General features: G+C 59.4%; 17 protein-coding genes. 6 read left to right on the top strand and 11 right to left on the bottom strand.

Annotated elements, in window-relative coordinates:
* Positions 1-477: 477 nt before the first annotated feature.
* Both MJ8_RS32650 and MJ8_RS07420 read left to right on the top strand, forming a co-directional pair.
* Positions 478-813: a LysR family transcriptional regulator gene (locus MJ8_RS32650; protein WP_201413773.1), complete on the top strand. Its 336-nt coding sequence runs from the start codon at positions 478-480 to the stop codon at positions 811-813.
* Between the two features lie 311 nt (positions 814-1,124).
* On the top strand, positions 1,125-1,925 hold the full coding sequence (locus MJ8_RS07420) for an NAD(P)H-binding protein (protein ID WP_201413772.1): 801 nt from the start codon (positions 1,125-1,127) through the stop codon (positions 1,923-1,925).
* Positions 1,926-2,006: 81 nt separating this feature from the next.
* Here MJ8_RS07420 and MJ8_RS07415 read toward each other — a convergent pair whose 3' ends face one another.
* From MJ8_RS07415 to proX, 6 genes are all read right to left on the bottom strand, one after another.
* On the bottom strand, positions 2,007-2,726 hold the full coding sequence (locus MJ8_RS07415; protein ID WP_225248170.1) for an SDR family NAD(P)-dependent oxidoreductase: 720 nt from the start codon (positions 2,724-2,726) through the stop codon (positions 2,007-2,009).
* Positions 2,727-2,972: 246 nt separating this feature from the next.
* Positions 2,973-3,209, bottom strand: coding sequence for a biotin/lipoyl-containing protein (locus MJ8_RS07410; protein ID WP_201413770.1), 237 nt, complete (start codon positions 3,207-3,209; stop codon positions 2,973-2,975).
* Complete coding sequence (locus MJ8_RS07405; RefSeq protein ID WP_201413769.1) at positions 3,206-4,189, bottom strand: alpha-ketoacid dehydrogenase subunit beta; 984 nt, start codon at positions 4,187-4,189, stop codon at positions 3,206-3,208. The genes MJ8_RS07410 and MJ8_RS07405 overlap by 4 nt, the downstream gene beginning before the upstream one ends.
* A complete protein-coding gene (locus MJ8_RS07400; RefSeq protein ID WP_201413768.1) occupies positions 4,186-5,196 on the bottom strand; it encodes a thiamine pyrophosphate-dependent dehydrogenase E1 component subunit alpha in 1,011 nt (336 codons plus the stop codon). The genes MJ8_RS07405 and MJ8_RS07400 overlap by 4 nt, the downstream gene beginning before the upstream one ends.
* Positions 5,197-5,425: 229 nt before the next feature.
* On the bottom strand, positions 5,426-6,199 hold the full coding sequence (locus MJ8_RS07395; protein ID WP_201413767.1) for an SDR family NAD(P)-dependent oxidoreductase: 774 nt from the start codon (positions 6,197-6,199) through the stop codon (positions 5,426-5,428).
* 210 nt (positions 6,200-6,409) lie between these two features.
* Positions 6,410-7,387, bottom strand: a complete 978-nt coding sequence (gene proX / locus MJ8_RS07390; protein WP_201413766.1) for a glycine betaine/L-proline ABC transporter substrate-binding protein ProX — start codon at positions 7,385-7,387, stop codon at positions 6,410-6,412.
* A gap of 923 nt (positions 7,388-8,310) precedes the next feature.
* On the opposite strand from proX, the gene MJ8_RS07385 reads away from it, so the two are divergent.
* Genes MJ8_RS07385 through MJ8_RS07375 form a run of 3 tightly spaced genes read left to right on the top strand, consistent with a single transcriptional unit; the run spans position 8,311 to position 12,024 of the window.
* A complete protein-coding gene (locus tag MJ8_RS07385; RefSeq protein ID WP_201413765.1) occupies positions 8,311-9,795 on the top strand; it encodes an aldehyde dehydrogenase in 1,485 nt (494 codons plus the stop codon).
* Between the two features lies 1 nt (position 9,796).
* Positions 9,797-10,684, top strand: a complete 888-nt coding sequence (locus MJ8_RS07380) for a dihydrodipicolinate synthase family protein (protein ID WP_201413764.1) — start codon at positions 9,797-9,799, stop codon at positions 10,682-10,684.
* A gap of 2 nt (positions 10,685-10,686) precedes the next feature.
* Positions 10,687-12,024: an NAD(P)/FAD-dependent oxidoreductase gene (locus MJ8_RS07375; protein ID WP_201413763.1), complete on the top strand. Its 1,338-nt coding sequence runs from the start codon at positions 10,687-10,689 to the stop codon at positions 12,022-12,024.
* Between the two features lie 470 nt (positions 12,025-12,494).
* Here the strand turns inward: MJ8_RS07375 and MJ8_RS07370 are convergent, their stop codons facing one another.
* Positions 12,495-12,710, bottom strand: coding sequence for a helix-turn-helix domain-containing protein (locus MJ8_RS07370; RefSeq protein WP_201413762.1), 216 nt, complete (start codon positions 12,708-12,710; stop codon positions 12,495-12,497).
* Between the two features lie 297 nt (positions 12,711-13,007).
* Positions 13,008-13,223, bottom strand: a complete 216-nt coding sequence (locus MJ8_RS07365) for a helix-turn-helix domain-containing protein (RefSeq protein WP_201413761.1) — start codon at positions 13,221-13,223, stop codon at positions 13,008-13,010.
* Between the two features lie 139 nt (positions 13,224-13,362).
* Between MJ8_RS07365 and MJ8_RS07360 the strand changes: the two genes are divergently transcribed.
* Positions 13,363-13,614, top strand: a complete 252-nt coding sequence (locus MJ8_RS07360; RefSeq protein WP_201413760.1) for a DNA -binding domain-containing protein — start codon at positions 13,363-13,365, stop codon at positions 13,612-13,614.
* Between the two features lie 23 nt (positions 13,615-13,637).
* Here the strand turns inward: MJ8_RS07360 and MJ8_RS07355 are convergent, their stop codons facing one another.
* Genes MJ8_RS07355 through MJ8_RS07350 form a run of 3 tightly spaced genes read right to left on the bottom strand, consistent with a single transcriptional unit; the run spans position 13,638 to position 15,098 of the window.
* A complete protein-coding gene (locus MJ8_RS07355) occupies positions 13,638-14,093 on the bottom strand; it encodes a DNA -binding domain-containing protein (protein ID WP_201415344.1) in 456 nt (151 codons plus the stop codon).
* Positions 14,053-14,454 (bottom strand): transcriptional regulator domain-containing protein, encoded by a 402-nt coding sequence (locus MJ8_RS32755; RefSeq protein WP_225248296.1) that lies wholly within the window; start codon positions 14,452-14,454, stop codon positions 14,053-14,055. Before MJ8_RS32755 ends, MJ8_RS07355 begins: the two co-directional genes overlap by 41 nt.
* 11 nt (positions 14,455-14,465) lie before the next feature.
* Positions 14,466-15,098 (bottom strand): acyl-homoserine-lactone synthase, encoded by a 633-nt coding sequence (locus MJ8_RS07350; protein ID WP_201415343.1) that lies wholly within the window; start codon positions 15,096-15,098, stop codon positions 14,466-14,468.
* Positions 15,099-15,400 lie beyond the last annotated feature (302 nt).

Below are 15,400 nucleotides of genomic sequence, written 5' to 3'. Positions count from 1 at the left end.
TGCCGCGACGAAATCCCCTCAGTCGCGCGGTCTCAATGCCGATCATCTCGCGCCCGTCTCTCCACAATCGCGGCATTCCGACAAAATAAGCCCTCGACATTCTGAAAAAGCCAGTTGGCTTCGACGCAGATCTTACCAGATGGCACCATCACCGGTCGCTCCGGCGCCCCCCACAGGCCCGTTGAGAGCGCGCGCCGGCGGCCTTTCAGGCTGACCCGCTCCCAAGCTCACAAGTTTGTCCCAGGTCGGACAAAGATGTCGGCACCCCTCCAACATAGCCGAGGACTTCGCTCTGTCGGGAATAGAGAGTTTGGTGCGGCAGCCGTGCCAGTCCTAATGGTCGGCACGCAACTTGCAGGAGCGCCATCAAGATGCCGTCACTGGATTGGAATACCTGTGGACTGGCGGCGGTCGCAAACTTGTAGACACAGAGGACGAAATGGCCACCAGCTCGCTGCCCGTCGACTGGCGTGTTCAATGACCCATCGATGTTATGATCTCGCATTTTTCGCTGCTCTCGAGGCGTTCGAGGCATCTGCTCGCCACCTCTCTTTCCACCGAGCAGCTTGCGACCTTGGCGTGACGGTGGAAGTGATCGGTCGACAGGTTAAAATCATTGAGGAAGAGCTTGGTGCCCCGCTGTTTTTGGAGGCAACGTCCGGCATGGCTCTTACCGAGGCTGGGAGGGACCTTTACACTGCTCTTGCAAGCAGTTTTGCAGTAGCATCCGATGCCCTTATCGCCATTAAGCGCGGCGATGATGGTCGAGCGTCTCGACCGGCTCAGCGGATGCGTTCACGTGCCTCTGGTTGACTTTTCCCGCGCCCCTCATTTGCATCGCAAGTCGATCACCTCAAGACGAGCGACCGGGTCGTTTCGCTAGGTCGTCCAGAGCCAGAATGCCACAATGGACAAACCTTGCCGCCGTCTCAACGGGCAAGGGCCGGATTGCCGGTAGGAGATGGCCAACTGCTCAGCGTCGGCATATCATCGTTCATGGCCGGTGCGTTTCCCATGAGATGCCGCTGATTGGCACAACCGACCCATCTCGCGTCAATGGTTTGAACCAAACCCCCAACCCCGAAGATGGGATTGGGTGCCACACATCGACGAAAGGAAGAGCCATGATCCTCATCACCGGAGCCTCGGGCCAGTTGGCGTCGCACATCGTAACACGGGCACGGCAAAAAGGCGTTGCCATTCTAACCGCCAGCAGAGCGGCTAGCGCTGACCGGCAGATCGACTTCGACAGACCCGAAACATTTGACTTGAGTGGAATCGAGACCTTGCTGATGACTTCGGCGGGCTCTGCCGAAGACGATTGCGTGATGCGTAGGCATGGTGCTGTTTTAGCCGCTGCCCGCGCTCAAGGGGTGAGGCAGGTTGTTTATACGAGCCTCACCCATGCTAGTGATCATCTGGGCTTTGCCCTAGCCCATCGCTGGACCGAGCGCGAGCTTCGGACAAGCGGCATGGCATGGACCATCCTTCGCAACGGTCTTTATGCAGAACTGATCGGTGATCTCTTGGCGCCTCGTGGCGGGTTGATCACCACGCCTTTCGGTACCGGTCGGGTTTCGGCTGTCGCAAGAACGGATTTGGCCCAAGCGGCGGTGACTGTGTTGAGTGATCCCGTTGCCCATGCCAACTGCTGTTACGAGCTTTCGGGAACTGCTGCATTTTCGGCTCCGGATCTCGCACGGAAAATTGCTGCTACCTATCAGCCTAGCAGCTTTGAGGAAGAGCGCGCGCGGCTTTCAGCCCAGCCATTGTTCCCCTTCCAGCAGCCGATGCTGATGTCCATTTCGTCTGCAGCGGCGGCCGGTTTCCTGGAAACCAATGCAACAGATCTGACGCGGTTGGTGCCAACGCCTCTGGATGCGTTGGAGATTTCCTGCACTGTGGCCCGGCAATCGGCTAAATGACTCTTGGCCCACCAGCTGTGTCGACGCCGCGTGTGACTGGCATCGTTCAGCCCATTTTCAGAAGTTGAGGCTTACAGACCACTAGCCGCCCATATATGACCCGCCATTGACATGGATCGCCTGACCGAACGTATAACTTGAGGCCCCGCTGCAAAGAAACACAACAGCGTTCGCCACTTCCAGAACTGTCCCAATGCGGCCCGCCGGGGTCCTGGAAATCCACTCAGGACCGTGTTTTTTCATATATTCCTCGACCATTGGCGTGTCTATCGTGCCTGGAGAGACGGTATTCACTCGAATTTTCGGGGCCAGCTCCTTCGCCAATGATTTGGTAAAAGCCAATACGCCCCCTTTCGACGCCGAATAATGCGCGTGCCCAGGCGATCCGGAGTGTGCCGCACCGGATGATATCGTCACAATAGTTCCACCAGGCCTGATGAAAGGGATTGCTCGCCGGCACACATAAAAGACACCATCGAGGTTGACCGACATTGTCCGTCGCCACTGCTCGTCTGTCATTTTCTCTATCGGGTGGTCTTCAAATATCCCGGCAGCCGGAACCAGGTGATCTATTTGCCCGAACCGGCTCATGCACTGCGAAACAAGAGCATCGGCGTCGGATGGCTTGGTTGCATCATACGCCACGGGTATTACCCGCGTTCGCGTTGCATCGAGCTCTGAGGCAAAGCTTGACACGGCCGGTTCATCGTGATCGGCCAATATCAACTTTGTGCCCGCTTGATAAAAGAGCCGCGCAGTTGCCATTCCGATGCCGCCGGCCGCCCCTGTGATGATTGCCACGTGATCGTTGAGGTCAAGTCCCCCAACTAGCGCGGTGTGACCAGGCCTTTGCATACCAACTCCGATCGCAACTGATGCCAAGCTGTTGAGGGCCTTCGATGCGGCACCCACGGCAGTCTAGCGACGCCGCGCCTCACGCACGATCCAGCATGACGTGTGAACCGTGTCCGCTATTCGCTATAGGCTGCCGCCGAGATCGTGGCTTGCAGCAGCCCGATCGTCGCGTCGTGCACCCGCGCCAATGGATCAGGTTGGACGAAGCCGGCAAATGACCACACCCACCTCAGTCGAGGTGCCTTCGGGGACGCAGATTTCCTCTATGACACCTGCATGTTGCACTTCGATCTCGATGGTCGTCTTTTCGGATTCCACTTCCGCTATGATCTGGCCGGGCGAGACGGTCGACCCTTTGGAAACGTGCCATTTGGTGAGATCGACCTCGACTGTGGCCGCGCCCATCTTGGGGATTTTGATACCGATCATGATTTCGAATAACTCCATACAGAGCAGATCGCTTGTTCCAATTGCATTGGAGAAGGCAAGACCGCAGCTTCGAGGTCGGGATTGTAGGGTAGCGGGATGTCAGCACGCGTGATGCGCTTGATGGGCGCAATCAGAGATGAAAAGGCATGTTCGCCCAGAATAGCGCTGATTTCGGAGGCGTAGCCGCAGCTGCGGTTCGTGTCGTCGTAAATGACAACACGTCCGGTCTTGCGCACGCTCTCAAGCAGGCCGTCTCTGTCAAACGGCAGCAGAGTGCGGGGATCCCAGACTTCCACGCTGATGCCGCGCTTCTCTGACAAGGACTCGGCCACTGCGAGCGCCTCAGGCACAAGATGTCCGACAGCCACAACAGTCACGTCTGTTCCAGCGCGCCTGACCTGTCCTTTGCCCAGCGGCACCGTATAGATTTCCTCCGGCACCTCGCCTTTGTGAGGCAGCGACATCGCGGACGCGATAAAGACGACGGGATCCTGTTCTCGGATCGCCTGTATCATGAGCCCCTTGGCATCGTATGCCGTTGAGGGGCACACGACCTTGAAGCCTGCGTGCACCAGATACGGATAAGGGTTGTCGGAATGTTGACCTGCGTTGCCGCCTCTCGTGCCGGAAACCATGATCGTGTACGTAACCGGCAGATCAGCCTGGCCACCCAGCATCAACCTCATCTTCGCTGCCTGGTTGACCAGCTGGTCGAAGGCTACGTAGATTAGGGACGGGACCTGGAACTGGACGATCGGGCGCAGACCAGCCAGCGCGGCACCGGTGGCGAAACCGGTGAAGGCGGCTTCCGAAATTGGTGTGTCCAGGACCCGATCGTCGCCAAAGGCGGCATGCAAGCCTTTGGTCTCGCCGCGAATGCCGCCCCTGATGTCCTCACCCAGGATCATCACGGATTCGTCTTCGGCCATCACCTGCCGGTAGGCCTCATTCATGGCCTGGAGGAAACGAAGCTGTCTCACTGCTCTGCTCCCTGGGCCGGCGTATAGGGATAGTTGACGGCGTACATGTGCTCCAGTGCATCTTGCGGTGAAGGCGCTGGACATTGACTGGCGTACTCCACGCCCTCGGCAATCTGTTCATCGACTTCCCGCTTCATGCGTTCGATGTCTTGCGCGGAACAGATCGAGCCCTGGATCAGGCGCTCGGCCCAAAAATCCAACGGGTCTCGTTTCTTCCACTCATCGATTTCCTGCTGGGTTCTGTAGGTCGTCTTCATGTGACGTTCGCCGGAGTAATGGCCAAAATACCTGTAGGTGTCGCATTGAATGAAGCTCGGGCCCCCACCGGCGCGTGCGCGCTCGACAGCGGAGAAGGTGGTATCGAATACGGCGCCGACATCCATGCCATCGACCTTGGTGCTCGCCATCCCATAGGATTGCGCGCGCTCATAAAGTTCCAGAATTGTCACGTCGCGAAGCGGGGTGGTCATTGCGTAAAGGTTGTTCTCGCAGACGAAGATGACCGGCAGGCGCCAGATCGCCGCAAGGTTCATCGCTTCGTGAACGACGCCTTGATTGATGGCCCCGTCGCCGAAAAAAGACACCGCGACATGCGGCTCGCCGGCTGCCTTGAACTTGTGGGCCGCGCCGCAGGCGATTGGAGCCCCCGCTCCCACGATTCCGTTGGCACCGAAAATGCCCAGGGAAAAGTCGGCAATATGCATGGAACCGCCGCGGCCCTTGTTGTAGCCGGCGGACTTGCCGAAGAGCTCGGCAAACATCTTGCCGACGTCGCCTCCCTTGGCCAGCGTATGGCCATGGCCTCTATGGGTGCTCGTCAGAATGTCCTTTTTCGTCAGTGCGCTGCAGACCCCGACCGCGACGGCTTCCTGCCCGCAATATTCGTGACAGCTGCCGGGAATGAGATCATCGTCGACAAGCTCGACCACCTTGATGTCGAACTGCCGGATCCGAAACATGTCGGCGTACATCTTGCGTGCCATCTGAGGCGGCAGAATGTTCGACATCAATTACCTCCGCTCGAGAACCTGTTGGTGTGCGTGCGCTCTAACATCCGCCCGCTGGAACATTGTCTGCCAGACACGACGGTCTTTGATGGATTTCACCAAAGCGTCTGAAGGCTTCATCTGGCGTCGATCGCCTTGGAGTTTCGGCCTGAGAGGCATCGGCTGCCTTGAGCCCCGCTGCAGGCATCAACGAAACAACCCGCTGGGACATTGTCGCCCTTTCCCTCGGCTACAATGACGTGTAGCCACCGTCGGCCGACAGGATCGTACCTGTGCAGTAGCTCGAAGCCTCGCTTGCGAGATAGAGCACAGCCGAGGCGATCTCCTGCGGGGTACCCATGCGGCCCAGTGGGGTTTGTTCAATCCAGCGGTCGTACCACACCGCATTGTCGGTCTTGAAACGGTCGAGCATGTCCGTGGCTATGTAGCCAGGTGCGACCGCGTTTACGCGCACGTTGAATTTCGCCCAGGCGCAAGCCAGCGACTTCGTCATCATGTGAAGCGCGCCCTTGCTCGCGATATAGCAGGTATTGTTTTGAGGCTGGGTTACGATCAGGCCGCACATTGACCCTATATTGACGATATTCCCGGAGCCTCGGGCAGTCATGTGACGGCCGAAAGCGCGCGAACACCAGAAGGGCGCGTCCGAGTTGACGTTCATCGTTTTCGACCACACCTCGTCGAGAGTGTCGAGCGCCTCAGCCTTGGGGCCGACGCCAGCATTGTTGACCAGGATATCGACGGCGCGCTGCGCATTAAGCTCCTCGGCGAGCGCGGTGACATCGGCGGACTTCGTCACGTCGACGATCCGATAGCAGACCTCCAGGCCTTCGCGCTCCAGGCCTTCGGCGGCCGAACGCGCTGCCTCTTCACCCAGATCGGCCAGAACAATGGCCGCACCCGCTTGTCCGAGAGCCCGACAGATTTCCAGACCGATCCCGCGAGCGCCGCCGGTGACAAAGGCGCGTTTGCCCGCCAGGGAAAATCTATCCAGATAGTTCATTCCAAACGGTCTCCTGTCGGGGTGCAGGCGCCCGGCCTCATCCTGGTCTGGGGCCTGCTTTTCTTGCTATCCGGCGCCCGCCAACTGATGCGGGAAGTCTATCGGCGCTGAGGCATGTGGCGCTGCGTTTGCGCTCGCGTGCCTCGCGCAAATGCGCAAATGAGAGTAGAGAGGAGGGTCGGGCGAGCGCTCGACCCTCCTCTTATCGCGTCACTTCGCGGCCTTGGCGTCGGCAATCCACTTGTCCCACTGGGCCTTGTGGGCAGCTATCCAGTCCGTGGCATGCTTGGCGATCTGATCGGGATTTTTCTCTCCCTCGTAGATCAGCTTGTTCTCGGCGGTGACATCCTTCACCGGGATGGAGAGCTCCTCCAGAAACTTCTTTGCCGAGGGATTGGCTTTCAGCCATTCGGTGTTCGCCATCACCTTCGTGTCGTTGACCGGGAAGCCGAGGTTGCCGAGGCCCTTGATTTCGGTGCTGCCGGTCTGACCATCAGGAAGCGAGGTCGTCTTGACGTTCAGCCATGTGACGTCCTTTCCTGGGAGCAGGACGCCGGATATCCAGCCGGGGATCCAAGTATAATAGAGCGTTGGCTTGCCGTCCTTGATGCGCTGGATCGCATCGGCCATGATCGCGAAATAGCCGCCCTGCTTGTGCTCGACGGTGTCGCGCAAGCCGTATGCATCCAGGTGATGCTCGATCATGCGTTCGCAGCCCCAACCCGGGTCGCAGCCAAACAGATCCGCCTTGCCGTTGCCGTCGATATCGAACAGCTTGGCTTTTTCCGGATCCTTCAGGTCCTCGAGATATTTGATGCCGGTCGCATCGGCCGTCTTCTTGTCGATCAGATATCCCTGGATGTCGCCATGCACGAGCGTGCCGACCGGCATCAGCTTGTCGGCGCCGCCGGCGCCCTTCCAGAAGGCATCGTGCAGCGGCGTCCAAAACGCCGGATAAAACTGCAGGTCGCCGGAGGCTACCGCTGTATAGGCAAGTGTGACCTGGACCTGCTCGGGCTGCTCTTCGACGTCGAATCCCAGCTGTCGCAGACCATCCCTGACGACATATCCCTGGAAGAGTTCCTCGTTGACGCCACCGATCCAACCATACTTCACCTGTTCGGCGGCGGCCGACAAGGTACCACTGGCCATTATCGCGAGCGCTGCAACGGCAATCTTGAATTTCATTTCGTTCTCCCTAGATCCTCGGGCGCCATGCACGGGGCACTCTTTCTTTTTTCCTCCGACTGGTTGCTTTGTCGGAGTCCTGGCCCGCCTCCCAAGCAACGGCACCCCATGGGTATAAGCTTAGGGACAGACTGGCACTTGAAGTGCTTGCGTTCTCATGCTCAGCGATAATGCAATCTTGCGCAAATCAGTTTTTGTGCGCGCCCTCCATAACGACAGGTCATGGTGTCAAGGTACTCGACCTGAATAAACCGGCGCCGGTCAATCGAAGCTCAGGTCGGCCGGACGTGGAGGATACCGGCGGCGACTGGCTTTTTCAGTCGCAACAGTGCATCGAATGGCGCCACACGGCCCGCCTCCCCTGCTCCTATAGGCTATAGGGCAACTGGCGGGCCCGCCGGGCTGATCGCGAGCCCCGGGTCGCGATTTGCACGTCCGGTATTCATTGAGCTCTCCGGCAGCAAATGACGAATAGAATAGAAGACCGGCAGTCATGCCGGTCGCCCCGCTCGTCGATCCGCCTCCCGTGGCACGATGCTTCCGGCAGCGAATAGGTGATGCCTGGACCACGACATTCGCTATCGACGTGGACGCAAGCTCAAAGGCGTTCGAACCTCCATGACTCCTGGTTATCCCGACCCCGATTAATACTCATTTGAAGTAAGGGTGCCTGCTGCCTATAGGATAGGCCTCGTTGCTCTCGCTTGAACCAGCTTTGCCGATCGGCTCGGCATCGGCGTTCGAGGAGGACTGAGCCTGCATCCGCAGCCCCGATGCAGCTTGGGAGGTGGCTATCCGATCGCGGGACGACCGACCCGCAAGGTGGACTGACTGTCGGACTTCAAAGCGGTGCCCTCACCTGGCGTGGAGAGCAAACGCTGGGCAAATTTTGTCTTCACTGAAGACACCAGAGGAGAATGGGAATGCACGGCACGGTCGACTACAAGACACAGGCGCAATCCATCAGGTTGCCCACCAGCATGATCGTCAATGGAAAGCCGGTCGCCGCCATTTCCGGCAAGACATATCCCACCATCAATCCGGCGACAGGCAAGGTTCTGGCTGACCTCCCCTCGGGCTCCGCGGCCGACGTTGACAGAGCGGTTGCCGCTGCGCGGCAGGCCTTCGAGGATGGTCGCTGGTCAAAGCTGACACCGGCCAACCGCAAGCAGGCACTTCTGAGGTTGGCCTCCGTCATCGAGGAAAATGCACTCGAATTGGCGCTGATGGAAAGCATTGACAGCGGCAAGACTATTACCGACTGCATCAACATCGACGTGCCGGAGGCGATCAACAGTCTCAGGTGGCATGCCGAAGCCGTCGACAAGATCTACGACCAGGTCTCACCGGCAAACGATTCTTCTCTTGGTCTCATTGTGCGCGAGCCGATCGGCGTCGTGGGCATCGTTTTGCCGTGGAACTTCCCGCTTCTCATGCTTGCCTGGAAAATCGGCCCAGCGCTTGCGGCGGGCTGCACCGTCGTGGTCAAGCCTGCGGAAGAGACATCGTTGACGACATTGCGGGTCGCTGAGCTTGCACTGGACGCCGGAATCCCGGCTGGTGTCTTCAACGTCGTTACCGGCGATGGTCCCGACGTCGGAGAACCGGTCGGTCGTCACGCGGATATCGACGCAGTCTCTTTCACCGGCTCGACCGAAACGGGCCGGCGCTTCCTCAAATACTCATCAGAGAGCAACCTGAAGGAAGTGGTCCTCGAAATGGGTGGGAAGAACCCCTGTATCGTCATGGACGACGTTCGCAATCTTGATGCCGTGGCGTCTCATGTCTGCAACGGCGCGTTCTGGAACGTTGGCCAGAACTGCTCGGCAATTTCGCGCCTGTTTGTTCATCGGGCCGTGAAGGACCGGCTGCTTCAAAAGCTGGCGGAGGTCGCAAAGACCTGGATCGTCGGCGATCCACTGGCCCCCGAGACCCGCATCGGTCCATTGGTTTCGACCGTTCATTTCGAGAAGGTCAGTGGCTATCTGGAGAATGACGGAAAGATCGTCGCTGGTGGAAACATCGTCGGTGGAACCACGATCGAACCGACGATTATCGAATTCTCCCGCCACTGGGGTAAACATATTCGCGAAGAGATTTTCGGGCCGATCCTCTCTGTAATTCCGGTGGATTCGCTTGCAGAAGCAGTCTCGCTCGCAAATCAGACCGAATATGGCCTTGCGGCCTCAGTTTTCACCGGCGATGGCACGAGGGCGCTTCGAGCCGCGCGCGCGATCAGGGCAGGTACGGTCACGGTCAACTGCTACGGAGAGGGAGACGCCGCCACGCCATTCGGCGGCTACAAGCAATCGGGCTTTGGTGGCCGGGACAAGTCCATCCACGCGCACGATCAGTATTGCCAGACCAAGACCCTCTGGGTCGATCTGAGCTCCGACGAAGGGATTTGAAATGTCGACGTTTGCTTTTCCTGGTCTCAATCTGGCGATCACGACCCCATTCAATGCGAGCGGTCATGTCGATTTTGGACGGTTGGAGGATCTTATCGAGCGCTATCTGGCCGCCGGCGTCGATGGCTTCGTGTTCAGCTCCGGCACAGGCATGCATGTCTATCTGACGCCTGAGGAATCGAAATCCGTCATCGAGCGCGGTGCGCGTGTGGTGGCCGGGCGAGCCAAAGTGATCGCTCAGACTTCGGCATTGCTCACGGCTGACGTCGTGGCAAGAACGCAGTCCGCCAAGGATGTCGGCGCCGATGGTGTGATGATTCTGCCGCCATTTTTCGAAGGTCCCTCGGATGACGGCAGCATCTTTGCATTTTACGCTGATGTCGCAAAGGTAGGACTGCCGATTATCGGATATAACGTGCCGCAGGCCGTTGGCGTGCGGATTACGCCCAGCCTGTTGCGGATGCTTTGCGACTTGCCCGAGTTCCAGGCCGTTAAGGACAGCAGTGGCGACCTGATCTCCCAAGTCAGACTGATCGGCACCGGTCTCGGTGTTATAAACGGAGCCGATCCGCTCGTTCCTTTCTCCCTGCTTGCAGGTTGCTCCGGATTGATTTGGGGTGGCGCCAACATAGCACCCCGGACCTGCGTTGCGATCACCAGGGCTGCCAGAGAAAAAAGATGGGACGATGTCCAATCGATCTGGCGCAAGCTCGAACCGCTCATGTCTCTGCTTTGGGAGGGGGACTACGTCCAGCATGTGTATGCGGCGGCGGAGCTCACCGGCTATGGCTGCGGCGTGGCGCGAAAACCGTTCGGATCGTTGTCCTCGGATCGGATCGCGGCGCTTCGAAACGCTCTGGCCGGTCTGGTTGCGCAAGAAACCTTGTGACGATGACCAAGACTTTTCGCGCCCGCCGGCTGCCGGCGCATGGTGTGGAACCAGGCTGGGCGGCGCTGCTTCCTCCGAGGACGCCGACGCCTGAGCTCGATCGCGCCATCACGGCCGATGTGGTCGTTATCGGCGCCGGCTTCGCCGGATTGGCCGCGGCGACAAGACTGACTGAGCTCGATCCGGGCCTTTCCGTGGCGGTCATCGATGCTGATGTCGTCGGCAATGGTGCCAGTGGCCGTAACTCCGGTTTCCTTATCGACCTACCGCACGACATATCGTCGGGCAATTTCGGGGTAGACGCCGCCACTAAGAGCCGTAACGAGATAATGGTGGCGCGAAGCGCCATCCAGCTCTACGCGCGGCTGGCAAACACGAATGGCTGGGACAAGGATGTCTTCGATCCCAGCGGCAAGTACAGCGTGGCCATAACCGATGCCGGTAAGGAACATCTGACGACATATTCTTCCAAGCTGAAGGCATTGGGCGAACCGCATCAGCTCCTTGACGCGGCCGCGATCGCCGACGTGACGGGCACGCGTTCGTTCAAATCGGGCCTCTTTACTCCAGGTGCTGTCATGATCCAACCGGTTGCGCTGGTGAGGGGCATCGCCGACTTCTTTGAAGGATCGTCCGTCAAGATATTCGAACGGACGCCCGCACTGTCCATCGAAACCTCCCCGACCGGCTGCATTGTGAAGACGCCAAAGGGCGAGATCAGAGCCGACAAGGTGATCCTGGCGACGAACGGCCATGCTGAAAGCTTCGGTTTCGGAAGCGGAGAACTTCTACATGTCTTCACTTACGCATCGTTGACCGAGCCGTTTGATCCAACGGTCCTGGGCGGGCTGAGGAAATGGGGAGCAACGCCGGCAGCGCCGATGGGCACGACGGTGAGACGGATCAACGGGGCTGGAGGGGACAGGATCCTCATCCGATCGCGTTATAGCTACATCCCCAGCATCGAAGTTGGTGCGAGCTCGATGAAAGGCGCGAGCAAACTTCACGATCGCAAGTTCACCGACCGCTTTCCTGAACTTCGACATCTGAAATTCCAGTTCCGCTGGGCGGGCGCCATGGCCCTCACCTGGAACACGGTGCCGCTGTTCGGCGAGTTGGAAGACCGTATTTTCTGCGCCTGCGTGTGCAACGGCATAGGAGGCACCAAGGCCACGGCCGCGGGCATCGCAACTGCGGACCTCGTCGTCGGTCACCGGTCTGCGCTCGGGGAAATTTTCCAAGCATTCGACAAGCCGCAAAAGTTGCCGCCAAGGCCGCTTGTCGAAGTGGGGGCTCGGTTCAACCTGGCACTGCGGGAGTGGCGGGCCGGGCGCGAATAGCATCGGCACTGTCATCTTGGCCAGGCTCCTTATGTCTGCGCCTTCTATGTTTCGCCCGATGAAGGCGGCACGTTGTGGCGCGTGCGGGAGTGGCGGGCACTTTGATATGGTTGCGTGGCCGCGGCTAGCCGTCGCGAACGCCCCACGTCCTGAGCGAGCATGAGATCGAGCCGTTCTTGATCTTTCTGATGTTCTCAATGACCAGCGCAACGAGCTTGCGTGGGCATCTCAGGTGAGCCGCTAACCCTCGACGTTTCCATGTCCCGCTCGCTCAAATGGCGGGAAGACAGTCCAATGTTTAACTCGAACACATTGACCTGGGTGGACGGCTGTCAAGGCAGACCACGACTGGTGCGTCACGCATTTCCACCGTGAGCCTAGAGATCAGCCCACCTGTAGGCGGCCGATCTGGCGGAGAGACGGCCCAAGTTCGCGGATGACGATTCGAGAAAGCGAATAGGAACAATTCTTTATTTTTGCGTCGGTCTGATCAAGTCGCAGGGATCGACGTTTAACGCAGCAGCCAACCGTCCGAGCACGCTAACGCTGGCGGAAACACGGGCGCGTTCGATTGAGCCCACGTAACGCATGCTGAGCTCAGCACGGGCTGCCAGTTCTTCCTGCGTCAGGTCCTGATCATGGCGCACACGACGCAAGTTGATCGCCATGACCTCCTTGAGATCCATGGCGCGATACGCACAGAACGACAAAGAACGCTCTAGGAATGATCGTTCCTATTCGCATATCGGGGTCGAGGGAGCGCCTTCGGCGCGCTTATGACAAAGCCGCTCCCGCTTTGCGCTCGATGACGATGTTCAAAGGTCCGCCGTCAAGCATGAGACCAGTCGACAAAGTTCCCTTGTCGGACAGCGTACCACCAGGCAAATTCCACGATCTACATGACTGGACGCTGCCGCCCATAACGACGCACACGAGTACCGGGCGGCTTTGAATCGATCTGCCGGATGCAAGCAGCATTGCTTCTAGTTCTGCCGTGGTCTGATCAAGTCACAGGGATCGACGTTCAACGCGGTGGCCAGCCGGCCGAGCACACTGACGCTCGCCGAAACCTGGGCGCGTTCGATTGAGCCCACGTAACGCATACTAAGCTCGGCGCGAGCTGCCAGCTCTTCCTGCGTCAGGTCCTGATCATGGCGCAAACGACGCAAGTTGATCGCCATGACCTCCTTAAGATCCATGCCGCGATACGGACAGAACAGGAACTATCGTTCTAGGAATGATCGTTCCTATTCGCTATATGTGCGCTCGAGAGCAGCTTGTGAGGTGCCTCTGACAAGGCGTCCCGCCTCGCTGGATGACAATGTTCGAAGGTGCGCCATGAAGCATGAAACAGTCGACGAAGTTCCCTGGTCGGACAGCCTCACGGCTTACGACGAGGCAAATTTCACGGTCTACATGCGGTTTCTGGACGCGGCCGCCGACAACGACAGCTACGAGGAAATGGCACGGCTGATCCTAGGCATCGATCCCGAGCGCGAACCGGAACGCGCCCGAAACGCGGCTAGAAGCCACCTCGACCGGGCGAACTGGTTCATTACGACCGGCTACAAGGAACTGTTTGCCAGCTGACGTTCATCTAATTCAGCACTTAATTAAACGAGGAAGCTCATGTAGCCGCCGTTCATGAGCGCCCTGCCGCGGCGAACGGCGCGACGGATGCGGTCACGCAGGTGGTCCCGAGGATCAGCCCAGTCGGCGTGGACGCGCGCCTGACCGAGCAGCACCTCGGCAATGTCGCGATAGGAGGCTCCAGCGAGCGAACCGTCGAGGGCGCGAAGAACGAAGCGCAGGCGCCGGCACCGCGCCTCTGGCCGGAACAACCGTTTCGGCAATCGACCATGAGCGTTGAGCACGTTTAGGCATTCGAGCGCCCAGAGGCGATGCCGCAAATCGGCGGCCGGCCAGATCGCGTCGGTGTGGATGAGCACCGGGCGGAGGACACTCGCCCCGGAAACGGCGAGTTGCAGATGCCGGCCGGCGTGTTCGAGCAGGACGTACTGAGCACCTTCAGCCAGGATCAGCAGCGTCGCATGGCATGGTGGTGGCATCAATGGCGGCGTCGCCGACCCCGTGGGTGCCGCATGGGCGATGACCGGCAGGACTTGTGGGCAACGACGCGGCGACCAGAAGACGGCCGCGTCGTGTCCCAATGAACTTGCGAAACAGCGCCCCCCAGCGCGACAGATCGACGCCCGATTCGATTATTGCGAGCGATGGCCGTGTTCCCGTATAGCTGGCATGATTCAGAGCATGAGCGAGATCATGCTGAAATGCCGGATTGCGTCGCAAGAATTCCCATGCCCAACCCCGCCGGGTAAGCTCAACGGTGTGGTCGTATGGCGCTTCATCCCACCAATCCGGCCAAGTGGCGTTGCGCTCTTCGAAACTGACGACCCGCTTCCCACGCATTGAGCTGGCCATCAAGCATCAGCAGCCTGGTGCAGCACCGGGGACCAGAGAACCGGGCCGGTAAGGCCGCCATTGCGCCGCACGGCGTCCAGGCTCGTTGCGGAGACATCGAGATATCCGGCGACGGCGCGCGTGTTGCCGATCGTGCGTGGATCGCCGAGGCGTCGCAGAGGCCAGTCGGCTCGCCGAAGGATGCGCTCGATGCGCAAATCCGTGACGGTGACAATCCGGCTGAGGCGGCGCGACAGTCCGAACTCGATCATGCCGGCGAAGAGCATGTAAGTGCCCACGGCAATCCCGCTCGCCCGCTTTGGTGCGGTCGGCGGCAAGTCGAGCGCGAAGCGGCTGCTCTCCCAAATGCGAGGATCTTCAGGCGCCGCCTCTCCGTCCAGCAGAACTGGAAACGTGTCGCGAAGCATGGTCGGTCCGGTCGTCGGCAACAGGCGAACGCAGCCGTCAATGCCATCGCCGCGTAGCACCAGGTAGTGGGGCTTGAGCGCATCGAAACGGTCGGTCTCATACCCGCCGGTGGTCCGCACGTCCCAGTCAAGCCGCTCCCTGAAGACGCGATGCCGCAGACGGTGCATGGCATGCAGGTCATCGGCGAAATCGTCGTACCGTTCGGGTGCAATCAGCAGCAGGATCATATGGGCCTCGTCGAGAAGAATGACCCTGCGATTGGAGACCAAGACGGAAGTCGAAACAGCCTGTGCAGTCGCACAGGTAGAATGTTGTTTGGTTGGCTCTTCGGAAGCTGCATAACGGCGCGGGCGGCCGGCTTTCTCGAGGGAGAGTCCGCGTAGCCAACGGCCAAGAGCTATGCCCGGTGCACCCGATTGTCGGGCGGATGTTCCGTGCCGACACAGCAGGCATTTTTCACGATGAGACGATGAATCAGTCCCAGCCCGGTCCTCGCCGAGCCGTCACGGGAACGGAAATGAAAGCA

The sequence above is a fragment of the Mesorhizobium sp. J8 genome (assembly GCF_016591715.1).
In the GTDB taxonomy this organism is placed as follows: domain Bacteria; phylum Pseudomonadota; class Alphaproteobacteria; order Rhizobiales; family Rhizobiaceae; genus Mesorhizobium.
This window is presented reverse-complemented; position numbering and strand designations above follow the sequence as displayed.